Genomic DNA, 23,072 nt, shown 5'->3' on the forward strand with positions numbered 1-23,072 from the left:
GGATGGCGCGGCACCCGACTCAGCGCCGCATCGGTCAGAACGCCACGAGCGCCGTTTGAAAACGGCAAGCGTAACCCGGCGCAAAGCGCCGTTTTTGGAAGGACATGACATGTCGAGCATTCTGACGAACTCCAGCGCGATGGTGGCGCTGCAAACCCTCAAGGGCATCAACTCGGGTCTGGCCAAGACCCAGGCCGAAATCTCGACCGGCAAATCGATCGCCTCGGCCAAGGATAACGCGGCGATCTGGGCCATCTCGAAAGTGATGGAATCGGATGTGAAGGGCTTCTCGGGCATCTCCGACAGCCTTGCGCTTGGCGAATCGACCGTCGCGGTGGCCCGTCAGGCCTCGGAGACGATCACCAACCTGCTCACCGACATGAAGGGCAAGATCGTCGCCGCGCAGGAATCGAACGTCGATCGCGGCAAGATCCAGAACGACATCAACGCGCTCAAGGATCAGATCAACTCGGTCATCGGCGCGGCGCAGTTCAACGGCCTGAACCTGGTCGATGGCAGCAATTCGAGCGTGAACGTGCTTTCCTCGCTCGACCGCACCGCGACCGGGGTGAATGCCGCGCATATTCAGGTGGATGCGCAGAACCTGTCGACCGGCGGCTACACCGCCAAGGCGGTGTTCAGCTCGGCCAACGCCTCGACGACCAAGGATGTCGCCGCGGCCACGCTGGCCAAGGCGGATACCAGCGCCGTCTCGTTCACCCTCGACCGGACGATTACCTATGCCGAGGGCGACGCGATCTCGATGCGGATCGGCGATCAGGAGGTGCGCTACACTGTCAGCGCGGGTGATGCGGCGCAGACCGCGACCGAGCAGTCGAACCGGATCCTTGCCGGGCTTGCCTCGGCGATCGATTCGCTCGGCATTGCCGACCTTGAGATCACCACCAGCGCGGCGGACGGCTCGAACGATGGCGCGATCACGCTGACGGTGACCGATACCGCAATCGACGGCCTTGCCACCGACACCCCGGCCGATGTGGTCGGGCTGGATCAGGATCTCAACATCACCGCGCAGTTCCATTCGGCGGGCGCGGGTGGTCTGTCGGCGCTGACCGGCCTTGATGTGACGACCAACACCGGGGCGACCGCGGCACTTGGCGCGATCGAATCGCTGATCGACACCGCCACCAATGCTGCGGCGAACTTCGGCTCGGTCGAGGGGCGCATCCAGACCCAGTCGGAATTCATCTCGAACCTTTCGGACGCGATGAAGACCGGGATCGGCTCGCTCGTCGATGCGGATATGGAAGAGGCCTCGGCCCGCCTTCAGGCGCTGCAAACCCAGCAGCAGCTTGGCATCCAGGCGCTGTCGATCGCCAACCAGCAGCCGCAGAACATCCTGTCGCTGTTCCGCTAAGAATAACGGGGGCGCCTGACACGGGCGCCCCCTTCTTCGCGGCAAAGCCGCGTTCCGATGCATCCAGCCACAGGAAGGACTTCCCGTGTACGCAACGACTCTGGCCAAAACGGCCTATGGCAACCCCGCTCAGCCGACCCGCACCCTGCGCGGCACTGAATATGAGCTGTTCGCCCGCATCACCCATAACCTCAAGCAATCGAGCGCGGGCGGACCAACGCAATTTGCAGCGCTTGCCGCGGCGCTTTATGAAAACCGCCGCCTCTGGACGACGCTGGCCGCCGATGTGGCCTCGCCAGACAATGGCTTGCCGTCCGAACTGCGCGCACGGCTTTTCTACCTGAACGAATTCACGCAGATCCACAGCCGCAAGGTGCTTGCGGGCGCGGCCTCGGCCGATGTCCTGATCGAGATCAACACCGCGATCATGCGCGGTCTGCGCCATGAAGACGGGGCGGCAGCATGAGCGGCCTTGTCCTGAAACTCGCCCCGAAGGAGCGGGTGCTGATCAACGGCGCGGTGATCGAGAATGGCGAGCGGCGCTCGCGCCTCGCGATCATGACACCCAATGCGCATATCCTGCGCCTGCGCGATGCGATCCACCCTGAAGAGGTCAACACACCCGTGCGCCGCGTGTGCTACATCGTGCAGCTGGTGCTGTCGGGGGACGCCGACCCGCAAGAGGCGCGGATGCAGCTTTTGCGCGGGATCGAGCAACTCAGCCAGGCGCTAACCGATCACGACAGCCGGGCGCAACTGACTCTGGCCACCGAGGCGGTGCTTGAGGCGCAGTATTATCAGGCGCTCAAGGCCCTGCGCAGCCTGTTGCCGCGGGAGGCACGCATGCTGGCGGCTGCCCGGGTATGAGTTACACGCCGGTCATACCCATGGGCGGTTACGCCGGCTGGAAGTTCCTTAACCGGACCATGGAGAAGCAGCAGGCGGCCTTCACGGCCTCGGCCCAGATCCAGCGCAACGAGGATTATTTCCGCGACAAGATAGGCTCGGTGACCACGGCGGCCGAGCTTGTCGCGGATCGGCGCCTGCTGTCCGTGGCACTTGGGGCCTTTGGCCTCGATGACGATATCAACAACCGCTATTTCATCCGGAAGGTGCTGGACGAGGGGTCGCTTGACGGCGATGCATTGGCCAACAAGCTGGCCGACAAACGCTATCTGGCCCTGACCAAGGCCTTCGGTTTCGGTGACTTCTCGACCCCGCGCACGGTGCTGAGCGACTTTCCCGACGAGATCGTGGCGCAATACGTCGAGCGCCAGTTCGAGATCGCGGTGGGCGAGGCGGATAGTTCGATGCGGCTTGCCCTGTCGCTGCGACGCGACCTGCCGGAACTGGCAACGCAGGGGTCGTCGGAAAAGACGAAGTGGTTCACCATCATCGGCTCGAATGCCATGAGCACGGTATTTCGCACCGCCCTGGGCCTGCCCGAGAGCGTCTCTTCCCTCGATGTCGATCAGAAGCTTGAGATCTATCGTAGCCGAACCCAACAAGTCTTCGGCTCATCCGATCCGGGCCAGTTCGCGCAGCCCGACCGGATCGAGGAACTGATCAAGACCTACCTTTTGCGGGCGGAACTAGGCGGCGGCGCAGCCGTAAGCTCCCAATCAATTGCGCTGCAATTGCTTGGCGCCTCGGCAGGATTGGGCCTGTCCATCCTGCTTTAGGGCGGCGCTGCTTCGAATCTGATGCGCCTCGCGCCAAGTTGCGGCACTATTCCAAAGAATAGACCGCTAGCCTTCTGCCCAGATAGCCGCGGCGACCTGTCGAAGCTAGGATTTTCGGGTGCCGGGGATGCCCTGGCGCGGCGCGGCTGATTTGCTGCACCACGAGGTGAGAATGAATTTTGAGATGCGAATTGGTATGGGCGGCATTCTGAAAGCATTCGTGCTTTGCAGCCTGATGTGCGGGGGGGCATTTGCGGGAACCCTGCCGACGCCGCAATCCGATATCCTACTGACCGTTGAAGGGGATATCGCCAATACCAATACCGAAGGCCGAGCCGAATTCGACATGGCGTTGCTGCAGACGCTACCTACTGTGACGATCCGAACGAACACGATCTGGACTGAGGGCGTCCAGGAATTTCGTGGCGTCCAGCTTAGCGATCTGCTGGAGGCCGTGGGTGCGCAGGGCGACATGATCTACGCCACTGCCGTGAATGACTACGCGATCGAGATCCCCGTGACGGACGGAGTAGACGGGGGCCCGATCATCGCCTACCAACAGAACGGTCAAGAGATGTCCGTCCGGACACAGGGTCCGTTGTGGCTGGTGTATCCGTATGATTCGAACGCCGATTACCAAAGCGAGGTGATCTACTCGCGCAGCATCTGGCAACTGGTTCGGATGGAAATCACCGACTGACAGAACACAGGAAAAGATAGCCGAAAACCACTGTTTTGACTCACGGAACAGAAAAACCAACAAGCTATCTCAGAGAGCTCAGGGGAATCACACTTCTCCTGGCTCTCGCCATTTTTCTGACGCCCATTCTGTATCTGGCGCGCGATGTGAAAAGCCAGCTTGAGCTGCTGGCGGCCTCAAGATCGGACAACGTTCAATGGTCGCTCTCGCAGGTCGAGCTGGAGTATTATCGCTACGAAAACAACCTGCTGATGGCGCTGGAAATGCCCGACGGAACGCTGGATGAGCTGCGCCGGTCATTCGACATTTTCTACAGCCGCATCCAGATCGTGAAGCGTGGCGACATCTATTCGTCGATCCATGGCGAACCCCAGATTGCCGAGGCGCTGACTTCGGTCACCACCTATCTGGACTCGACCGCGCGCCTTATGGATGGTGACGATCCGGCGCTTGTGGCGGCCCTGCCCGAGCTTCTGACCCATGCGCAAACCCTGCGCGCGCAGCTGCGGGCGATTTCGCTGCGCGGCATCATGGTTTTTGCCGCGCGGTCCGATGCGCAGCGCGAGGATATCTCGCAGACGCTGCTGCGGCTTGCGGCGGGCACGCTGTTCCTGATCTTCACGCTGACCGCGCTGCTGCTGTGGCTGATCCATCTGTTCCGGCTGAATGCACGGCGCGAACAGCAGCTCAAGCGCTCCAGCCAACAGACCGAGGCGATCGTGGCAACGTCGCTCGATGCGGTCATCGTGGCCAATCGCAGCGGTCAGGTGATCGAATTCAACGGCGCCGCGGAAAAGATCTTTGGCTATGCACGGGCCGAGGCAATCGGCCAGCCGATGCATGAGTTGATCATCCCCGACGGTCTGCGCGCACAGCATCTGGAAGCCATGCGGCGCTACCTGAGCACGGGCGAAAAGCACTATCTTGGCGCGGGACGGATCCGGCTACAGGCCAAGCGCAAATCGGGCGCGGTTTTTCCTGTCGAGGTCTCGGTCTCTTCGGTGCTGGCGGGCAAGGATGAGATCTTCGTCTCTTATATTCGCGACATCACCAAGAGCCTCGAACGCGAGGAGGCCCTGCAAAAGGCCCGCGACGACGCGCTGGTGGGTGAGCGGGCCAAGACGCAATTCCTTGCGGTGATGAGCCATGAGATGCGCACCCCCTTGAACGGCCTGCTGGGGACGCTGGAGCTGATGGACGATACCGCGCTGACGCCACAGCAGCGCAAATATCTCGACACGATGCGCGTCTCGGGGCGCCTGTTGCTGCACCATGTGAACGACGTGCTCCAGATTTCGCGCTCGGATTCGGGCTCTGAGACCCTGTCCGAAACGCCTTTCGAAATTGACACCACCGTCGCCGAGATCGTCGAGTCGCAGCGCGCTCTGGCGCATCGCAACGGCAACATCATTCGGACAGAGCGGATCGGAACTTTGCCGCGTTCCGTCTCGGGGGATGAACGCAAGCTGCGCCAGATCCTGCTGAACCTGGTCGGCAATGCGGTGAAATTCACGAAAGACGGCGCAATCACCATCGAGATCGAGCGGGTCGGTCAGGTGCAAGACGTCGCCATGATCGAGTTTCGCGTGATCGACACCGGCATCGGCATCGCCGAGGCCGACCTGACCCGTATCTTCGACGATTTCGTGACGCTGGACACGACCTACGGCCGCCGCGCCGAGGGGACGGGCCTGGGCCTGGGCATCGCGCGCCGCTACGCCGAGACCATGGGCGGCGAGGTCGGCGTAGAAAGCGAAGAGGGCGAGGGCTGCGCCTTCTGGCTGCGCGTGCCGCTGACCGAGGTGGCCGACGCCGTCGCATCCGAACAGGCAGATGAGCCGGTGACGCAGCTCGCGACCAAGCCGCTCGACATCCTCATCGTCGAGGATAACGAGATCAACCGCTTCGTCCTGCGCGAGATGCTGCTCAAGATGGGCCACCGCGTGATCGAGGCGCATAACGGGCGCGACGGTGTCGAGGAGGCCGCCTATCGCCATTACGACGTGATTTTCATGGATATCTCGATGCCGCAGATGGACGGGTTCGAGGCCACGCGCGCGATCCGTTCGGGCAGCGGCCCCTCGCGCGCGACGCGCATCGTTGCCGTGACCGCCCATGCCCTGCCAAGCGAAGTCGCACAGTTCGAAGCGGCGGGCATGAATGACTGGATCATCAAACCGGTCAGCGGGCAAAAACTGCGCGCCCTTTTCGGCGCGTTGCCCACGGCCACGGCACGCGGCAAGGTCCCCAGCTCCGCGCCACGACTGCTGGACCACGATGCCTTGCAGGAATTGCGTGAAAGTCTGCCCCCGGGCAGTTTCATCAAGCTGCTCAAGAGCTTCATCGTCGAAACCGATATCGCCGTCGCAACCCTGACCGGTCGTGTCGCGACCACCGCGACACCAGAGGCGCTATCGCTGATCCATCAGACTGCCGGCGCCTGCGGCACCTTCGGCGCCGAGCGCCTGCGCAAGGCCCTGAGCAGCATCGAGGCGCGCTGCAAGGGCGGCGAGACGGTCGAGATTGACGGCAAGCTGATCCCGATCTGGGATGAGACGCGCACGGCCCTGAAAGCACTGCTGGAAGACGCGACGGCCTGAGCCGCCCTTAGTGGAAATGGGCTTCCTTGGCGATGATCGCCGCCTGCGTGCGGTTGCGCGCGCCGATCTTGCGGCACAGCGTCTTGACGTGCAGCTTTACGGTCACTTCCTGGATGCCCATGTCGCGCGCGATTTCCTTGTTCGACTGCCCGCGCAAGAGCCCGCGCATGACCTCGCCTTCGCGCTCGGTCAGTTGCTTGGCCAGCTCTGTCTTGTCGTCGTCCTCGTCGCCCGCAAGGAACTCGAAGGGCGCGTAGACCTCACCCGAGGCCATGAAGCGCACCGCATTGATAAGGGATTTCGCCGAAAGGCTCTTGGGCAGGAAACCCGCAGCGCCAAGCGCCAGCGCCTCATTCGCAACATGGCGCGTCGCGGTGCCGGAGATCAGACCCACCGGGCGCCCGCCATTGGCGCGCATCGCCTCTTGCAAGCCGTTCAGACCGTTCATGCCATGCATCGTGTAATCCAGCAGCACCAGATCGAAACCGCCGTGATCGACGGTCTTCTTCAGCGCACTGGGCATGTCCTTCGCGACTTCGGTCTGAATATCCTGTTCGTTCTCAAGATATGCCGCGATCGAGTCGCGTACCATTTCATGATCGTCGGCGATCAGGACCGTGATCATTGTAATGCCTCTTGGATCAAATGACTTGTCTACCAAACGATATAATACGTTGCGGAAACGCGCGACCAAAAATCTTAACGAACTCTACCGTTGTATCAAAATCCCCGACAAGGTGCGAAAGCTGGCCTGAATATCGGCTGGCTCATCTTGCGAGATGAACCCGTCGAGCGCGGGCCAGAGCGCGATCGCCCGGTCCACCAGCGCGTCCGAGCCCTGCGCATAAAGCCCCGCCTGCACCATCATCTCGGCGCGGTCATAAGTGCCCAGCAAGCGCCGCGCCGTGCCGATCAGATCGTTCTCCTCGGCGCTTGCCGCATCCGGCAAGGAGCGCGAGACCGACCGCAACAGATCGATCGCAGGAAAGCGCCCGCGTTCAGCGATCCCGCGATCCAGCACGACATGCCCGTCCAGCACGCCGCGCAGGATGTCGGCCACCGGCTCGTCCATATCCGAGCCCGCGACAAGCACACTGAAGATCGCGGTAATGTCACCCGTGCCCTCCGGCCCCGGACCCGCGCGTTCGGCCAGCGCCATGATCTGATGCGAGGTCGAGGGCGGGAAGCCCCGCAGGCTAGGCGGTTCGCCCCCGGCCAGGGCGACCTCGCGATGCGCCTCGGCGAAGCGGGTGACGCTGTCGGCCAGAAACAGCACATGCCGCCCCTGATCGCGGAAATGCTCGGCCACGGCCATCGCGCTCCAGGCGCAGCGGCGGCGCACGAGGGGCGACTGATCCGAGGTCGCCGCGACGACGACCGAGCGCGCCATCCCCTCGGGGCCAAGAACGCCCTCGACGAATTCGCGCAGCTCGCGTCCGCGTTCACCCACCAGGGCGATGACCACGACATCGGCACGCACACCGCGCGCGAGCTTTCCAAGCAGCGAGGATTTCCCCACGCCCGAGCCTGCGAAAAGCCCGACACGCTGGCCGCGCACCAGCGGCAGAAGCGTGTTGAACACCGCCAGCCCGGTCTCGAGCCGCTCGCCAAGACGCCGCCGTTGGGCGGCTGGCGGCGGCGGGGCGCGCAGTGCGCGTTCATGCTTGCCGCGCGCCAGCGGCCTGCCATCAAGCGGGCGCCCGAAAGGATCGACGATCCGCCCGACCCAGCTGTCATCCGGCGCAAGCCCCGCCTGCCCCATCAGCTCGACCCGGTCACCGATCGCCAGCCCCTCGGCCCCGCCATCGGCCAGAAGCGTAACGATCTGCGGCCGCAGCGCCAGAACCTCGGCCCCGACCACGCGGCCCTGACACCAGATCCGCGCGCGATCCCCAAGCGCCGCATGCGCCGTGAGGCCCGACACCTCGATCATGCCCCGCCCAACCTCGCACACGCGCCCAACCGGGCGGGCCACGACAAGATCCGAGATCTCGGCCTGCAAGGGTTCAAACCCGATGAATGCCATTCTGGCCTCCCTGCTGCATGAAACGGTTTCTAAACGATTCGCTCTTAAGCCTTGGTTGATAGCTCGGAGGAGAAGCCCCGATGTTCGACAGGCTCGAAATCATGCAGATGGCCCAGTCCATGGCGCGCCACGCGGCGCTGCGCCAGACCGCCGTCACGCAGAACATCGCCAATGCCGATACGCCCGGATACCGGGCGCGCGATGCGGCATCCTTTGCACAAACCTACGCGGTCGATGACGCCGTCGCCCTGCGTCAGAGCCGGGCGGGCCATCTGGGCGCCGAGGTCTCGGCCAGCGCAAAACTGCTGGTTCAGGACGGCACGCCTTCGCCCAACGGAAACTCGGTCTCGCTGGAGGAAGAGATGGTGCGCGGTGTCGATATCCGGCGCGAACACGATCTGGCGCTGAGCATCTATAAAAGCTCGCTCGGCATTTTGCGCAGCTCTCTGGGCCGGAGTTGAGCATGAGCGATTTTTCCTACGCCCTCTCTCTCTCGGCATCCGGCATGAAGGCCCAGGCGGCGCGCCTGCGCCATGTGTCCGAGAACATCGCCAATGCCGACACCCCCGGCTATCAGCGCAAAACCGCCGCATTCGAGGAGGTGGTGGCAGAGGGTCAGCGGACGGGCGCCGTGGCGCTCGGCCCCGTGACGCTCGATCCCCGTGCGCTGGAGCGGGTCTATGACCCCGGCCACCCGCTGGCCGATGACGCTGGCTATTACGACGGGTCGAATGTCGATCTGGTGCTTGAAATCGCCGACGCGCGCGAAGCGCAGCGCAGCTACGACGCAAATCTGAGGATGTTCGACCAGACACGGCAGATGTCGTCGTCGCTGCTCGATCTCCTGCGCCGATAACCGGAAGGCTGTTCAGAATGGACATCAAGACCTCATTCGCAACACAGGGCTATACGCAAGCCCGCGCGGCGGCCGCAGCCCGCCCCGAGGCCGCGCAGCAAAGCATCGGCAAGGTCGCGACCAGCTTTGCCGAGACGCTGCGCGCGGGCGAGGAAACCGCCAAATCCGCGATGCTGGGCGGGGCCGACCCGCACGCGCTGGTGCAGGCGCTGGCGCAGACCGAACTCGCGGTCGAGACGGCGGTGACCCTGCGCAACAAGGTGGTTGAGGCCTATCAGGAAATCCTTCGGATGCCGGTGTGATCATGCAAGAGGCCGTCTTCTTCGACACGATGCGCCAGGGGCTGTGGATCGCCGTGATGATCTCGGCGCCGATGCTGGGCGTAGCGCTGGTCGCCGGGGTGGCGATCGGCCTCTTTCAGGCGCTGACCTCGGTGCAGGAGATGACGCTTACCTTCGTGCCCAAGGTGGGCGCGATGCTGTTCGTCTTCTGGGTGTCGATGTCCTTCATGTCGGACACGCTGGTGGATTTCTTCACCACGCGGATCGTGCCGTTGATCGCGGGGGGCTGATCCATGGACAACGCAATCTACGCCACGCTCTCGCGCCAATCCGGCCTGATGCGCGAAATGCAGGCGGTCGCCAACAATATCTCGAACCTCTCGACCAGCGGGTTCCGCCGCGAAGGCGTGATCTTCTCGGAACATGTGAAGGCGCTTGAGGGCGATGAGAGCCTGTCGATGGCCTATGCGCATGGGCGTAACGTCTCGCTCGCGCAGGGGCCGCTGACGCAGACCGGCGGCAGTTTCGATTTCGCGATTGAGGGCGAGGGCTTCTTTCTGATCGAAACACCCCAGGGCAACCAGCTGACCCGCGCGGGCAGCTTTTCTCCGAACCCCGAGGGTGATTTGGTGACGGCGGATGGGCACCGGCTGCTCGATATCGGCGGCGCGCCCGTGTTCGCGCCCTCGGACGCCGGGCCGATCACGCTTGCGCCCGACGGCACGCTGTCGGCTGGCGCAACACCGCTGGCGCAGGTCGGCATCTACCTGCCCGCCGACCCGAACGGTCTGATCCATACCGGCGGCACGCGGTTCACCGCCGAAGCCGGCGTGAACCCCGCCGAAGGCGCCACGCTGCTGCAAGGTTTCATCGAGGAATCCAATGTCGATCCGGTCGCCGAAATCGCCCGGATGATCGAGGTCCAACGCGCTTATGAGATGGGCCAGACCTTCCTCAACCGTGAAGACGAACGTATCCGCAGCGTCATCTCGACGCTCAGCCGATAGGAGGCCCCATGCGCGCCCTGCAAATCGCCGCAACCGGAATGAGTGCCCAGCAAATGCGGGTCGAGGTGATCTCGAACAACCTCGCCAACATGTCCACCACGGGCTACAACGCCCGCCGCGCCGAGTTCGCCGACCTGCATTACCAGCAGATGACGCGCCCCGGCACGATCTCGGCCAGTGACGGCACGGTGATCCCGGCCGGGGTGCAGCTTGGCCTTGGCGTGCGCCCGAGTTCGGTCACCGTGAACCTCGCGCAGGGCTCGCTGTCGCAAACCGGCGGAGATCTCGATGTGGCGATCGACGGTCAGGGCTATCTGGAGGTGACACTTCCCTCGGGCATTTCGGCCTATACCCGCGATGGTGGGCTCAAACGCTCGCCCGATGGGCTGATCGTGACGTCGGACGGCTATGCCGTCGCACCCGGCATCACCATCCCCGAGGACGCGCGTACCCTGTCGATCAATGCCGCGGGCGAGGTCTATGCCTATTTCGGCGACCGGGTCGAGCCCGAGTTGCTCGGGCAACTGACGCTGGCGGGGTTCCCCAATGAAAAGGGGCTCGAGGCGACGGGCTCGAACCTGTTTCTGGAAACCGGCGCCTCCGGTTCGCCGCAGGTCTCGACGCCCGGCGAGGACGGGCTTGGGACCCTGCGCCAGGGCTATCTGGAGGAAAGCTCGGTCGATCCGGTGCGCGAGATCACCGAGCTGATCAAGGCACAGCGCGGGTATGAGCTGAACGCCAAGGTCATCACCGCCGCCGACCAGATGCTGGGCGCAACGACGCAGGTGCGCTGATGCGTTGGCTGCTCGTCATGCTTGCGCTTATACCGGGTAGCGCGCTGGCCGATACGCTGATCGCAACCCGCACCCTCCGCGCGCAGACCGTTCTCACCCCCGCCGATCTGGCGCTTGGGCCGGGCACGCTGCCGGGTGCGCTGACGGCGCCTGAAGAGGCTATCGGGTTGGAGACCCGCGTCGCGATCTACGCTGGGCGGCCGCTCCACCCCGAGGAACTCGGCCCCCCCGCCATCGTCGAGCGCAACCAGATCGTGCCGCTGACCTACCGCCAGGGCGGGCTGCTTATCCAGACCGAGGGGCGGGTTCTCGACCGCGCCGGGGTCGGCGACACGATCCGGGTGATGAATATCAGCTCGCGCTCCACCGTCTTTGCCCGCATCGCCCCCGATGGCACGGCAATCGTTTCAAACCAGTGAAAGGCCCGTCATGCGCCCCTTTGTGATCCTGCTTGCCGCAACCGCGCTTATCGCCTGCCAGCGATTGGAAGACGTCGGCAAGGCGCCCGCCTTCACCCCGGTCGAGAACGGCAGCGAATTCTTCGCGATGAACACGCATCCCATGCCCGAGACCCTGGGCTACCCGCAACCCGCCGCGCAGGAGGCCTCGCTCTGGTCCGGCACGCGCGGTTCTCTGCTGGGGGATCGGCGGGCGGCACAGCGCGGCGATATCCTGACCGTCGTGATCGAGATCGACGACAAAGCCGAGATCTCGAACAGCTCGGGGCGCAGCCGCAATGGCTCGGATTCGATGGGGATCCCTTCGCTGCTCGGGCTGCCGCAACGCATCGACGCCGAACTGCCAGAGGGCGCCAGCATGGCCGATGCCTTCTCGACGAATTCGCGCTCATCCTACCAGGGCGATGGCTCGGTCAGCCGGAAGGAAAAGCTGACGCTGCGCATCGCCGCGACCGTGCTTGATCGGCTGCCCAATGGCGCCTTGCAGATCCAGGGCAGCCAGGAGGTGCGCGTGAATTTCGAGATGCGCGAGTTGATCGTGACCGGCTTCGTGCGCCCCGAGGATGTCAGCCGCCAGAACGAGATCACCTATGACAAGATCGCGGGCGCGCGGATTTCCTATGGCGGGCGCGGGCAGATCACCGATGTGCAGCAACCCCGGATCGGCCAGCAGGTCGCCGACGTGCTGCTGCCGTTCTGAGGCCCCTCATGCGCAAGCTCCTGCCCATCCTTCTTGCCATGATCGGGGTTCTTGCCGGTGGTGGCGCGGGCTACTTCCTGCGACCGCCTGCGGAAGAGGCTAGTCCCGCGGCGGGCACCCATGCACCGGCGTCTGACGCGCATACTGCGGACGCGGCGCCCCCCTCAGATCATGCCGCGCCTGCGGGCGACGATCATGGCGCGGGCGCGACGGTCGAGTATGTCAAGCTCAACAACCAGTTCGTCGTGCCGGTGGTCGAGGATGCCCGCGTCGCCTCGCTCGTCATCCTGTCGCTCAGCCTTGAGGTCGGGCTTGGCGCGACCGAACGGGTCTATGCGGTTGAGCCGAAGCTGCGCGACGCCTTCCTTCAGGTCCTGTTCGACCACGCCAATGCAGGCGGCTTTCGCGGGGCCTTCACCGACGCCAGCCAACTGGACGACCTGCGCCGTTCGCTGCTGGAGGCCGCGCGCAAAACCCTCGGGGCCGAGGTGAAAAGCGTGTTGATCTCGGATATCGTACGTCAGGATAACGGCTGACGCCGCCCCTTTGCCGCCTGACGGGCGGCAAGCTTCGCCAGCGCCTCATTGCGGCCAAATGCCTTCGCGGCGGCGGCGCGCTGCTGCGCCATATCCGGGGCAAGAGCCGCCTCGCGCCGCGCAAGAGCCTCGCAGTTTTCCTGCACCCAGTCGCGATATTTCCCGAGCGTGGCCGGATCGTCCGGGCCCGCGCCCTCCTGCGCATGAAGCCCCGCGCGCAGGGCTTGCTGGCGCTCGCGCAGCGCAGCCTGCTGTTGTGCCAGAGACGCCAGACGACCCAACTCGATCTCCTGGCGAAGCTGCGCCAGCATCCGCAAGCTTGCCAACTTCTTGCCGATCATTTCCGCATCCCCTTCGCACGCCGACGCATGGTTTCCGCGAACCTGATCGCGGCGGCCACGGGCTTGTAATGCTCGGGGCGGATTTCCTCGCCCACTTGCATCGCCGCGTGCAGGGCCCGCGCGGTAGGCGGATCGGAGTGGATCGGGACCCCGCTCTCCATTGCCACGGCCCGGATCCGCGCGGCGATCTCATCGACGCCCTTGGCGACGCAGACCGGCGCGCGGCCGCTTGAACGCTGCCATTTCAGCGCCACCGCGTAATGGGTTGGGTTCACGATCACGACGTCTGCGGTCTTCACATCGGAAATCATCTGGCGCGTCGCGATCTCGACCCCCTTCTGGCGCCGCTGCGCCTTGAGGTGCGGATCGCCCTCGGATTCCTTCATCTCATCGCTCAGATCCTTGCGACTCATCCGATTGCGGCGCAGGAACTCAGCCCGTTGCCACAGGAAATCGAGCGCACCGACGACCAGGGCGATCAGGAAGACCAGAATCAGGAAATCGCGCAGCATAACCATCGCCGCGACCGAACTTATCCCCGGCGCGGTGCGTTGCATCGCCAGAATCCCCTCGATCCGGCTGCTGAGGAAGACGCCGAGGACGCAAGCGATCACGATCAGTTTGACGAAGCTCTTGGCGAATTCAAACAGCCCCGCGCGGCCGAATTTCTGCGCGGCATTGGCGATCGGGTCGATCCGGCTCAGCTTCGGGCGGATCTTGTCGGGGGCGAAAACCAGCGCACGCTGCGCCCCAATCGCCGCCAGCACCAGCGCCAGCGGAAGCGCGAACCACGGCGCAATCGCCGCCACGATCCCGCCGATCATCCCGCCCACAGGCGCGGCGGAGGAACCGAAGATCAGGCGCGAAAGGCTGTCTGCTTGGTCAAGCAGCACCATTTCTTTCTGGCCAAACAACGTCAGGCTGCTTGCCCCCAACCCCATCGCGACCAGCAGAACACCGCCATAACTGGCCGCCACGCTCAGCTCGGCCGAGCGGATCAGATCGCCTTTGCGCCGCGCCTGCTCTAGCTTTTGCGGGGTTGGTTCGAATTCCTTTTCGCTGTCATCCTCGCTCATGGGGCCACCTCGAAGGGGTTGTCAAGAAAGCCCTCGAACGCCCCGAGCCAGACCATCAGCCCGGTCGGCGCGGCGATCATCAACAAGACGAGTCCCCCGGCGGTCAGCGCAGGCGCGCCCACGAAAGCCACCATCAGCTGCGGCATCGCCCGGTTGATCGCGCCGAGGGCAACGTTGTAGATCAGCCCGGCCACCACGAAGGGCGCGGCGATCGAGAAGGCAAGCGCGAAAGCCTGCGCAACCCCCGCCAGCCCCCAAGCGCGCACCAGCGCTGCATCGGGGAAGCCACCGGGCGGCAGCGCGTCATAAGAGCCGATCATCAACTGGGCAAAGCGGACATGCAGCCCCGATTGCACCGCCAGCGCTAGCCCGCCCAGCATCAACAGGTGGCCGATCGCGGGCTGCGGCTCGCCACTCGAGCCCCCGAAAAGCTGCGAGAGCGAGGTCGCCTGCGCGGCAAGCGTGCCCGCGATTTGCAGGGCGATGACGAACAGCCGAAGCACCGCACTGATCAGCAACCCGATCATCACCTCGGCGGCGCAGATCAGTGCTGTTGGCGCGGGCACCTCGACTGCGGGCAGCACCACGACAGTGAAGTCAAGCCCAAGCGCAAGGCGCACCCGCGCCGGGATGCTTTGTTCGCCGAAGGCCGGCAACAGGGCCATCATGCCGCCGATCCGCAGAAACACCACAAAGCCCGCAACAAGCAGCGTCTGGCTGATCTGTAGCAGCTCGACCAGTGCGGCGCTCATGCGGGCACCACGCCGACCATGGCGGGTTTTGCGTCGATGCCGATTTCCTCGAAGCTGAGGACCGGGGCCGAGATGCCCTTGGCCGCCAGCACGGTGCGCAGGAAACGGCGGCGGCGGGTCGAGGTGATGATCGCGGGGAAAACGCCGGTCTCGCCCGCCCGCGCGATCTTGTCCGAGACGTTGGCGACCAGCCGGTTGAACTTGTCGGGCGGCAGCGCGACATCGGCCGGGCCGCGATCAGTCTGGAGCTGGTAGGTGGTAAAGGTGTCCTCCCACTCGGGCGCGAGTTGCAGCAGCGGCAGGGTGCCATCCTCGCGCCGGTATTCGGCCACCAGTTGGAACCCGAGGCGCTGGCGCACATGCTCGCAGATCGCCTCGGGCGATTGCAACCCGCGCACCTCGGCGATAGCCTCGACGATCAGCAGGAGGTTGCGGATCGACACGCGCTCTTCCAGCAGCAGGCGCAACACCGCCAGCAGCAAGTCGAGCGGCACCTTGTCGGGGATCAGCTCATCAAGGATTCGGCGGTTCGCGTCGGCGCGTGCGGGATCGGAGAGGTTCGCCGTCTCTTCCAGCAGGCGGCGCAGCGCGCGCAGCCCCATGAGGCGCGCGAAGTTGCGCTTGATGACCTCAAGCAGATGGGTGGCTAGAACCTCGGTCGGGGACACCACGGTCGAGCCGGTCAGCACTGCCTCCTCCTGCGAGGCGGCGGGAACCCATCGCGCGGGGGCGCCATAGACCGGCTCGCGCACATCCTCGCCAGCAGGTAGCAGATCGCGGTTGTCGGCGATCAGAGCCAGCACGCGCTCGGGGCGGAGGCGGTCGCGCGCCTGCTCGACCCCCTGAATGCGGATGCGATAGGTGCCGGGCGGCAGCGCGCCGTCATCGGTCAGGCGGATCTCGGGCAGGATCAGCCCGAAAGAGGCCGCCACGTGGTTGCGCATATTGGCGATCCGCGCGTCGAGGCCCGTCGCTGGGTCGAGCGCCATCGCCACCAGATCGGGCGCGAATTCGACGTGGATGTCATCGACATCCAGAATGTCGCCCATGGATTTACGCCGCGCAGGCTCGGGCGGGGGCATCTTCATCGCCTCGCGCCGCGCGCGTTTCTGATCGGCGCGGCGCAGCAGTTGCGCGGCGCCCCCGAGCACCAGCGCCCCAACCATGAAGGGCAAGAACGGTAGGCCCGGCACCAGCGCGAACAGCGCCATCAGAACCCCCACCGTCATCAGGGCGGGTGGATATTTCCCGAGCTGGCGAAACAGCTCCATATCGGCCGAGCCCTTCGCGCCGCCGCGCGACAGCAGGATGGCCGAGGCAATCGAGATGATTACTGCGGGGATCTGGCTGACCAGCCCGTCGCCCACGGTCAGGATCGCGTAGGTCTCGAGCGCGCGGCCAATCGGCATGCCATGCACCGCCGTGCCGATGATCAGCCCCATGACCAGATTGAGCAGCGTGATCAAAAGCCCCGCCACCGCATCGCCCTTGACGAATTTCGACGCCCCGTCGAGCGAGCCGAAGAACGTCGTCTCTGCCTGTTCGCGTTCGCGCCGGGCGCGGGCCTCGGCATGGTCGATGGCGCCCGCGTTCATATCGCTGTCGATGGCCAGCTGTTTGCCCGGCATCGCATCGAGGGCAAAGCGCGCGCCCACCTCGGCCATGCGGCCCGCGCCTTTGGTGATAACGATGAAGTTGACGATCAGGATGACCCCGAAGACCACAAGGCCGATCAGAACCGACCCGCTCATGATGAAATTGGCAAAGCCCTCGATCACATCGCCGGCCGCGCCCGTGCCGGTGTGTCCCTGCCCGATGATCAGCTTGGTTGACGAGACGTTGAGCGATAGCCGCAGCATCAGCGACGCCAGCAGCACCGTCGGGAAGGCCGAGAAATCGAGCGGCCTCTCGATGAACAGCGTCACGGTGAAGATCAGGATGGCCATGGCGAAGGACGCAGCAAGCCCCACGTCGAGCACCCAGGCAGGCACCGGAAGAATCATCATCACGATGATCGCCATCAGCGCGAGGGCCAACAGGATCGTCGGCTGAAAGATCGCAAGCAGCGTGACGCGTGGCATCATTCGGCCTCGACGCGCCGCACCGCCGAGGCAAACAGGCTTGCCCCCGGCGCGCCGCCTAGGGGCGGGCGCACATCGCCGCTACGCTGCAAAAGCGGATAGGTGTTCACCCGGGGCGGCCCGACCTCGAGCCCGCCGCCATTCGCCGCCAGAACGATATCGGGAATGTCGGGGATCGCATCGCCCGGCTGGATCGGCGCCTGGCCTGCATCTTCGGCCAGGTAGCGTCGGCGCAGCTCGGCGAAGCGGGCGGCGTAGCGATCCGCATATTCGCGGGTGCGCGAATGAAAGGCCCCGGCGGCGGCGTTCCAAGACCCTGTTTCAGCGTAAAGCTCGCGCAGGAAGCGCGCGGCGTAAAGCGCGTTGGCCATCGGATCGAACATCTCGTCGATCGAGGAGAACCCCTCCTTGTGCCATTTGTAATTGATCTGGAAGCAGCCGACATCGAAGCTGCGCGCGCCGCGCTGGTATTCGCGCACGACAAAGGCGCGCGCCTCGGGGAGGGTGTCGAACCAATGCCCCGCCCCCTCCATGTTCACCGTCCAAGGCCAGGGGCGGAACTGCCCTTCGAGCTTGCGGCCCGTCTCGGTCAGCGAGATCGCCTTCAACACCGACACCGGCACGCCCGAGCGCCGCGCGGCTTCGGCGGCGACCTCCTCGCAGACCGAGGCGAGGCGCGCGTTGCTGGCCAGTGCCCATGACGGCGCCAGCAGCGACAGGATCACGATCAGAATGCGCCCGATACCCGGCATGGGATTCGCCCCGCGACAGCAGTTCTTGCTGGGGGCAGGCTAGGGGCCAAGTCTTGCCAATTGGTTAGCCGCGTCTCACTCGGGCCAGTGACGCAATTGCGCGATGTAATCGGCGTGCAGCCGGGGCGCGGCCACGACAAGGCCGTTCGACTGCGCGCCGGGCCGGTTGAAGCGCAGCGGGCTGCCGTTGCGGTCGGTCGCCATGGCTCCCGCGCGCTCGGCGATCAGGCTGGCGGCGGCAATGTCCCACTCCCATGCCGGGCGCAGCGAGATCGTCGCGTCATAGCGCCCCTCGGCCACTAGGCACAGCCGCCACGCCAGCGAGGGCCGGAGGCTGCGCCGATAGCGCGGCACACCGCGGCGCCAGTGCCCCGGATCGTCGGACATCTTCGAGGTCAGAACCGTGCTGCCCTCGACGCTGTGCGCGGTGCTCGGGCTGATCGGCTCTCCATTGAGCAGCGCCGGGCCATCAAGCGCCGCCGCATAGGTCAGATCGAGCGCGGGCAGATGCACCACACCGGCCACCGCGCGGCCATCTTCAACCACTGCCAGCGCATGGGCAAAACCGCCGTCATGGGCAAGAAAGGCGCGCGTGCCGTCAATCGGATCGACGATGAAGACCCGCGTCGCCGCAAGGCGGTCGGTGCTGTCGGCGCTTTCCTCGGACAGCCAGCCGTAATCGGGTCGCGCCGCGCGCAGATCGCGCTCCAGCATCGCGTTGACGGCCAGATCGGCCTCGGACACCGGACCGGCGCCGCCGCCCTTGTCCCAGGCCTCGGGGCCTCGCTTCCAATAGCCAAGCGCGATTTCGCCCGCGGCCTTCGCGGCCTCGATCAACAGCGCCAGATCATCCTGATAATCACTGCCCGGCAAGCGTCAGCCCCTCGATCAGAAGCGACGGCACCAGATGGCTGAGATGCGCGCGGGCGTCATTGGCGGGGATGATCCGCATCAGCATCTCGCGCAGGTTGCCCGCCACGGTGCATTCGTTGACCGGATACTGAATCTGCCCGTTCTCGACCCAGAACCCCGAGGCACCGCGCGAATAATCGCCGGTGTTCGGGTTGATCGTCGCGCCGATGAACGAGGTCACCAGAAGCCCCGTGCCCATGTCGCGCAGCAGCTCCGCGCGGCTCTGCACGCCCGGCGTCAGCGTGACATTACCCACCGAGGGCGCGGGTGGCGAGGCCGTCCCGCGCGTGGCATTGCCGGTGCTTTCCAGCCCCAGCTTGCGCGCCGTCGCCAGATCCAGCGTCCAGCTGCGCAGCACGCCGTTTTCCACGATTGCACGGCGGCGCGTCGGCAGCCCCTCGGCATCGAAGGGGCGCGAGCCCGAGATACGCGGGCGGTGCGGTTCTTCGGTCAGCGAAAGCGCCTCGGGCAGAACCGGCGTGTCCATCGCGTCGCGCAGCCACGAGGCGCCGCGCGAAATCGCCGAGCCGTTAATCGCCGCCAGCAGATGCGCGATCAGGCTGCCCGAGATGCGTTCGTCGAACAGCACCGGATAGGCGCCGGTCTTGGGGCGGCGGGGGTTGGCGCGCTCGACCGCGCGCTGACCTGCCTGAGCGCCAATCGAGGCCGCATCGGGCAGATCGGCCTGAAAGGTGCGGCTTTCGGCGGCCCAGTCGCGCTCCATCGACAGGCCCTCGCCCGAGATCGCGACGGCCGACACCGCGCGTGAGCTGCGTCCGTAGCCGCCGGAAAACCCGTTCGAGGCCGCGATATGCACGCGCTTGCGCGAGTAAGAGGCCGAGGCGGATTGCACCTGCGACACCCCCGAAACCGCCAACGCCGCAGCCTCGGCGGTGCGCGCATCGGCCTCAAGCGCGCTTGCCGCGGGCTCGGCGGAAGTATCCTCAAGCTCGAAGGCCGTGATGTCCCAGCTTTGGGCCAGCTGCGCGGGATCGGCCAGACCCGCATAGGGGTCGTTCGGTGCCTCGCGCGCCATGGCCACCGCACGTTCGGCCATGTCCGACAGGGTCCGCGCCGAGATATCCGAGGCCGAGACGCAGGCCTGGCGCCCACCGATCAGCACACGCAAGCCGATCTCGACACCTTCGGACCGCTCGGCCTGCTCCAGCTTGCCGCCGCGCACGTCGATCGAGATCGAACGGCCATCGACCGCCATGGCATCCGCGGCTTCCGCCCCGGCGCGCTTGGCGACTTCCAGCAGGGCCCCGGTCAGGTCGGACAGGCGAGTATCGGACATACTATCTCCGCAATGAAAAGGCCGCCCGGAACGTCCGGGCGGCCTGACGTGTCGTTTGTCTTACTGGATACGCTGGCCGTTGGCGAGGATTTCGCCGTCCTCGTTGAACTCGATTGTCGAGGTATAGGCATCGTCACCCGCGGGCTTGGCGTAAAGGCCCAGCATCATGTTCACGAACATGGTCTGATCCTGCGGCACCATGCCCATCGCTACCAGCTTCTCCAGCAGCGCGTTGAGGCCCGTCAGATCCAGCGTGACCGCGCCCAGGGGCATCGGCACGCCCATCGTGTTGTCAAAGGTCAGCGCACCCTTGCCCGACAGATCGGCGCCCAGCAGGGTCAGCTGCACCTTGTTCACATCGAGGGTCTGGACCTCGGCGGGCGGGCCTTCCAGCGTCGCCATCTCTTCCGAGAAGAGGTTCACGAGCGGACGCAGCGCGCCGGTCAGATCGACGATCAACGTGGCCGGGTCATGCGGCAGCTGTCCCATGGGGTCGAACAGGCCCCAGATATCCTCCGACACGGTCAGATCCTTGAGCGTCAGCTTGGCGGTGTAGGGCGCAGCTTCCTCGCTTTTCGCGACCGGCGCGGCCAGGCGGAACTCGCTGTCACCCAGGGCGCCCGCAATCGGGAACGGCACATCGGGCGAGCTGAGGCTGAAGGTCGAGGGGCCGGAGGTCACGCCGTAATCGAAGGCATTGCCGTTCAGCACAATGTCGATACGCCCCGATTCCGCAGTGCTTTCCATATGCACCGGACCCTCCGCGGTGACGCCCTCGATCACGAAGTTCGACGCGCCATAGCCGATATATCCGTTGATCTCGGCGCCATCCGCCATGACCGTCAGGAAGTCCGCCGCACCCGGTGCAACCTTCATCCGGGTCGTGCCCTCGGTGCGCAGGTCGGCCATCTGGCCGCTCATCTTGAAGGTCTCGGTCGCCGCCGGGTCGCTGCCCTCCATCGAGAACTTGAGCGCCGACATCGACAGGTTCGAGAGCGTCTCGGTCATCTCGCCATGCGCGACCTCATAGAAACCCGAGGTGCCCTGCATCGTGGCCGACAGCGACAGTTCGGGCGGCTGGTCTGCGCCCGAGGTTTCCATGGTGCCTTCGAGAACCATTTCGGGCGCGGTGATGTCATAGCGGATCTTCTCGGGGCTGCCCGAGGCCACGGCGACCGAATTCGCCTGGGTCATCACCATGTTCATATTCGTGGTGACGGTCTCCTGCTCGGCCTGCACGGCCGACGAGGTCACCATGTTGATCTTCTCCGCGCCGGTGATTTCCACCGTGCCATCGCCGCGTTCACGCAGGCGCAGCTCACCCATGCTCATCTCGCTGCGGGTCTGCATCTGCAGCTCTTCCTGGTTCTGCTCGGATACCACCTTCACGCCGCTCAAGACCAGGGTATCGCCCGAACGCTCGCTTTTCTCGACAGTGACCACAGAGCCGTAATCGGCATTGCTCTTCTGAATGCTGTCCCAGACCTGCTCGGCGGTGACATCGGCATAAAGCGCGGTCGTGCCCATCAGCGAGAAAATGGCACCGAGGCTTGCGATACGCTTGGTGATCATCTGAAATTCCTTTCCGAATTTAATGTCGGCGGCATCCTCTTTTGATGCCGGGCAATGGTCAAGGCCCGATGGCCTTGTTAACAGGGAAACAGCGTTGCCTTGCAGGGGACAGTGATGATCCGACTTGACCAGACCGACGGGCTTTGGACCGTCACCATCGACCGGCCGGAAAAGGCCAACTCGCTGACGCGCGGGATGCTTGCCGAAATCGCCGATATCGCCGAGCGCGCCGCGACTGAGGGCGCGCGCGCCATCGTGCTGCGCGGCGAAGGCAAGGTGTTCTCCGCCGGTGCCGATCTTGACGAGGCCCGCGCGGGCCTGGCCACCGACCCGGTGTGGGAGCGTCTGTCGAGCGCCATCGCAACCCTGCCCTGCCTGAGCATCGCGGCCTTGAACGGCACGCTGGCGGGCGGCGCGATGGGCATGGTTCTGGCCTGCGATCTGCGCATCAGTGTGGCCTCGGCCAAATTCTTCTACCCCGTGATGAAACTGGGCTTCCTGCCGCAACCCTCAGACCCGAAACGCATGGCGGCCCTAATCGGCCCGGCGCGCGCCAAGATGATCTTGATGGCGGGCCAGAAGATCGAGGCGGAAGAGGCGCTGGCCTGGGGCCTGATCGACCGCATCGTCGCACCCGAGGCGCTGATGGACACTGTCACCACCCTTGCCGCCGATGCCTGCGGGGCGACGGCTGCCCATGTCGCCGGGATCAAGAACCTGATCTGAAACGCAAGACGCCCGGAGGCCGGCTCCGGGCGTCGCATCCATTCGCTTCGGCTCAGCCGTAAACGGCTTCTTTGCGGAAATGCTTGGTCAGCATGTAATAGACCACGGCGCGATACTTGTTGCGCTCCGAGCGGCCATAGGTCTCGATCACGGCGTCGATCGCATCCATCAGCGCGGGGCCATCGGTCAGACCCAGCTTCTTGACGAGGAAATTGTTCTTGACGGTCTCAAGCTCGCTCTTGTCCGAGGCGGCGACGGTTTCGGCATCGGCATTGTAAATCGCCGGGCCACAGCCGATGGTCACCTTGGTCAGAAGATCCATGTCGGGTTCCATCCCGCATTTGGATTTCAGATCCGCGGCATATTTCGCGATCAGCTCGTCACGTTTTCCCATTTATTCACTCCCACAAAGTCCGGTTGGTTAAAATGCACGGGCTGCCCCCATGTCGGAGCCGAGGGTAAGGCGAAACTTTGAACCTCTCCAAGGGAAAACTGACGCGAACTTCCCCCGATGGCGAAAAGCCGCAAGCCATCCACACCGGGCA

Annotated in this window: 27 protein-coding genes; 16 read left to right on the top strand and 11 right to left on the bottom strand. The window is 64.9% G+C overall.

Going from position 1 to position 23,072, the window contains the following annotated elements:
- Positions 1 to 109 precede the first annotated feature (109 nt).
- The 6 genes from LZA78_RS11185 (at position 110) to LZA78_RS11210 (ending at position 6,360) form a co-directional block, all read left to right on the top strand.
- A complete protein-coding gene (locus tag LZA78_RS11185; protein WP_233677022.1) occupies positions 110 to 1,378 on the top strand; it encodes a flagellin N-terminal helical domain-containing protein in 1,269 nt (422 codons plus the stop codon).
- Between the two features lie 85 nt (positions 1,379 to 1,463).
- Positions 1,464 to 1,844: a flagellar biosynthesis regulator FlaF gene (gene flaF / locus LZA78_RS11190; protein WP_233677023.1), complete on the top strand. Its 381-nt coding sequence runs from the start codon at positions 1,464 to 1,466 to the stop codon at positions 1,842 to 1,844.
- Positions 1,841 to 2,245, top strand: coding sequence for a flagellar biosynthesis repressor FlbT (gene flbT / locus LZA78_RS11195; protein WP_233677024.1), 405 nt, complete (start codon positions 1,841 to 1,843; stop codon positions 2,243 to 2,245). Before flaF ends, flbT begins: the two co-directional genes overlap by 4 nt.
- Positions 2,242 to 3,060: a DUF1217 domain-containing protein gene (locus tag LZA78_RS11200; RefSeq protein ID WP_233677025.1), complete on the top strand. Its 819-nt coding sequence runs from the start codon at positions 2,242 to 2,244 to the stop codon at positions 3,058 to 3,060. Before flbT ends, LZA78_RS11200 begins: the two co-directional genes overlap by 4 nt.
- Before the next feature lie 172 nt (positions 3,061 to 3,232).
- Positions 3,233 to 3,760, top strand: coding sequence for a putative pterin-binding protein (locus LZA78_RS11205; RefSeq protein ID WP_233677026.1), 528 nt, complete (start codon positions 3,233 to 3,235; stop codon positions 3,758 to 3,760).
- Between the two features lie 146 nt (positions 3,761 to 3,906).
- Positions 3,907 to 6,360, top strand: coding sequence for a hybrid sensor histidine kinase/response regulator (locus tag LZA78_RS11210; RefSeq protein WP_233677027.1), 2,454 nt, complete (start codon positions 3,907 to 3,909; stop codon positions 6,358 to 6,360).
- A gap of 7 nt (positions 6,361 to 6,367) precedes the next feature.
- Here the strand turns inward: LZA78_RS11210 and LZA78_RS11215 are convergent, their stop codons facing one another.
- On the bottom strand, positions 6,368 to 6,985 hold the full coding sequence (locus LZA78_RS11215) for a response regulator transcription factor (protein ID WP_255697409.1): 618 nt from the start codon (positions 6,983 to 6,985) through the stop codon (positions 6,368 to 6,370).
- Between the two features lie 84 nt (positions 6,986 to 7,069).
- Positions 7,070 to 8,386 carry a FliI/YscN family ATPase gene (locus tag LZA78_RS11220; protein ID WP_233677028.1) on the bottom strand — a complete coding sequence of 439 codons (1,317 nt, stop codon included), beginning with the start codon at positions 8,384 to 8,386 and terminating at the stop codon, positions 7,070 to 7,072.
- 80 nt (positions 8,387 to 8,466) lie between these two features.
- Here LZA78_RS11220 and LZA78_RS11225 point away from each other — a divergent pair, with 80 nt between their 5' ends.
- From LZA78_RS11225 to LZA78_RS11265, 9 genes are read left to right on the top strand one after another with little or no spacing between them, the layout of a single operon-like run.
- A complete protein-coding gene (locus tag LZA78_RS11225) occupies positions 8,467 to 8,847 on the top strand; it encodes a FlgB family protein (protein WP_233677029.1) in 381 nt (126 codons plus the stop codon).
- Positions 8,848 to 8,849: 2 nt separating this feature from the next.
- Complete coding sequence (gene flgC / locus LZA78_RS11230) at positions 8,850 to 9,242, top strand: flagellar basal body rod protein FlgC (RefSeq protein WP_233677030.1); 393 nt, start codon at positions 8,850 to 8,852, stop codon at positions 9,240 to 9,242.
- 17 nt (positions 9,243 to 9,259) lie between these two features.
- Positions 9,260 to 9,544 (top strand): flagellar hook-basal body complex protein FliE, encoded by a 285-nt coding sequence (fliE, locus tag LZA78_RS11235; RefSeq protein WP_233677031.1) that lies wholly within the window; start codon positions 9,260 to 9,262, stop codon positions 9,542 to 9,544.
- A gap of 2 nt (positions 9,545 to 9,546) precedes the next feature.
- Positions 9,547 to 9,813 (top strand): flagellar biosynthetic protein FliQ, encoded by a 267-nt coding sequence (locus tag LZA78_RS11240; RefSeq protein ID WP_233677032.1) that lies wholly within the window; start codon positions 9,547 to 9,549, stop codon positions 9,811 to 9,813.
- A gap of 3 nt (positions 9,814 to 9,816) precedes the next feature.
- A complete protein-coding gene (locus LZA78_RS11245; protein WP_233677033.1) occupies positions 9,817 to 10,530 on the top strand; it encodes a flagellar hook-basal body complex protein in 714 nt (237 codons plus the stop codon).
- An 8-nt stretch (positions 10,531 to 10,538) separates the two neighbouring features.
- Entirely contained in the window at positions 10,539 to 11,324 is a 786-nt protein-coding gene (gene flgG, locus LZA78_RS11250) for a flagellar basal-body rod protein FlgG (protein WP_233677034.1), read from the top strand.
- Complete coding sequence (gene flgA / locus LZA78_RS11255) at positions 11,324 to 11,743, top strand: flagellar basal body P-ring formation chaperone FlgA (protein WP_233677035.1); 420 nt, start codon at positions 11,324 to 11,326, stop codon at positions 11,741 to 11,743. Before flgG ends, flgA begins: the two co-directional genes overlap by 1 nt.
- 10 nt (positions 11,744 to 11,753) lie before the next feature.
- A complete protein-coding gene (gene flgH / locus LZA78_RS11260; RefSeq protein WP_233677036.1) occupies positions 11,754 to 12,482 on the top strand; it encodes a flagellar basal body L-ring protein FlgH in 729 nt (242 codons plus the stop codon).
- A gap of 8 nt (positions 12,483 to 12,490) precedes the next feature.
- Positions 12,491 to 13,018, top strand: coding sequence for a flagellar basal body-associated FliL family protein (locus tag LZA78_RS11265; protein WP_233677037.1), 528 nt, complete (start codon positions 12,491 to 12,493; stop codon positions 13,016 to 13,018).
- Here LZA78_RS11265 and LZA78_RS11270 read toward each other — a convergent pair.
- The 8 genes from LZA78_RS11270 to LZA78_RS11305 all read right to left on the bottom strand — a co-directional run bounded on the left by LZA78_RS11270 (position 13,003) and on the right by LZA78_RS11305 (position 21,801).
- Positions 13,003 to 13,359 carry a hypothetical protein gene (locus LZA78_RS11270; protein ID WP_233677038.1) on the bottom strand — a complete coding sequence of 119 codons (357 nt, stop codon included), beginning with the start codon at positions 13,357 to 13,359 and terminating at the stop codon, positions 13,003 to 13,005. The genes LZA78_RS11265 and LZA78_RS11270 overlap by 16 nt on opposite strands.
- A complete protein-coding gene (gene flhB, locus LZA78_RS11275; RefSeq protein WP_233677039.1) occupies positions 13,356 to 14,435 on the bottom strand; it encodes a flagellar type III secretion system protein FlhB in 1,080 nt (359 codons plus the stop codon). Before flhB ends, LZA78_RS11270 begins: the two co-directional genes overlap by 4 nt.
- On the bottom strand, positions 14,432 to 15,187 hold the full coding sequence (locus tag LZA78_RS11280; RefSeq protein ID WP_233677040.1) for a flagellar biosynthetic protein FliR: 756 nt from the start codon (positions 15,185 to 15,187) through the stop codon (positions 14,432 to 14,434). The genes flhB and LZA78_RS11280 overlap by 4 nt, the downstream gene beginning before the upstream one ends.
- Positions 15,184 to 17,268: a flagellar biosynthesis protein FlhA gene (gene flhA, locus LZA78_RS11285; protein ID WP_233677183.1), complete on the bottom strand. Its 2,085-nt coding sequence runs from the start codon at positions 17,266 to 17,268 to the stop codon at positions 15,184 to 15,186. The genes LZA78_RS11280 and flhA overlap by 4 nt, the downstream gene beginning before the upstream one ends.
- Positions 17,268 to 18,020 carry a transglycosylase SLT domain-containing protein gene (locus LZA78_RS11290; protein WP_233677041.1) on the bottom strand — a complete coding sequence of 251 codons (753 nt, stop codon included), beginning with the start codon at positions 18,018 to 18,020 and terminating at the stop codon, positions 17,268 to 17,270. The genes flhA and LZA78_RS11290 overlap by 1 nt, the downstream gene beginning before the upstream one ends.
- 75 nt (positions 18,021 to 18,095) lie before the next feature.
- On the bottom strand, positions 18,096 to 18,893 hold the full coding sequence (locus LZA78_RS11295; protein ID WP_233677042.1) for a 3'(2'),5'-bisphosphate nucleotidase CysQ: 798 nt from the start codon (positions 18,891 to 18,893) through the stop codon (positions 18,096 to 18,098).
- Positions 18,880 to 20,229, bottom strand: coding sequence for a TldD/PmbA family protein (locus tag LZA78_RS11300; protein WP_233677043.1), 1,350 nt, complete (start codon positions 20,227 to 20,229; stop codon positions 18,880 to 18,882). Before LZA78_RS11300 ends, LZA78_RS11295 begins: the two co-directional genes overlap by 14 nt.
- 60 nt (positions 20,230 to 20,289) lie before the next feature.
- The gene (locus tag LZA78_RS11305) at positions 20,290 to 21,801 is read right to left on the bottom strand and encodes a DUF2125 domain-containing protein (RefSeq protein WP_233677044.1); all 1,512 of its coding nucleotides are present in this window, start codon (positions 21,799 to 21,801) and stop codon (positions 20,290 to 20,292) included.
- Positions 21,802 to 21,915: 114 nt separating this feature from the next.
- Here LZA78_RS11305 and LZA78_RS11310 point away from each other — a divergent pair, with 114 nt between their 5' ends.
- Positions 21,916 to 22,527, top strand: a complete 612-nt coding sequence (locus tag LZA78_RS11310; RefSeq protein WP_233677045.1) for an enoyl-CoA hydratase/isomerase family protein — start codon at positions 21,916 to 21,918, stop codon at positions 22,525 to 22,527.
- Positions 22,528 to 22,579: 52 nt separating this feature from the next.
- Here the strand turns inward: LZA78_RS11310 and LZA78_RS11315 are convergent, their stop codons facing one another.
- On the bottom strand, positions 22,580 to 22,921 hold the full coding sequence (locus LZA78_RS11315; protein WP_233677046.1) for a DUF2853 family protein: 342 nt from the start codon (positions 22,919 to 22,921) through the stop codon (positions 22,580 to 22,582).
- Between the last annotated feature and the right edge of the window lie 151 nt (positions 22,922 to 23,072).

Origin of the sequence: Rhodobacter flavimaris (assembly GCF_021378075.1) — a bacterium.
GTDB lineage: Bacteria > Pseudomonadota > Alphaproteobacteria > Rhodobacterales > Rhodobacteraceae > Rhodobacter > Rhodobacter flavimaris.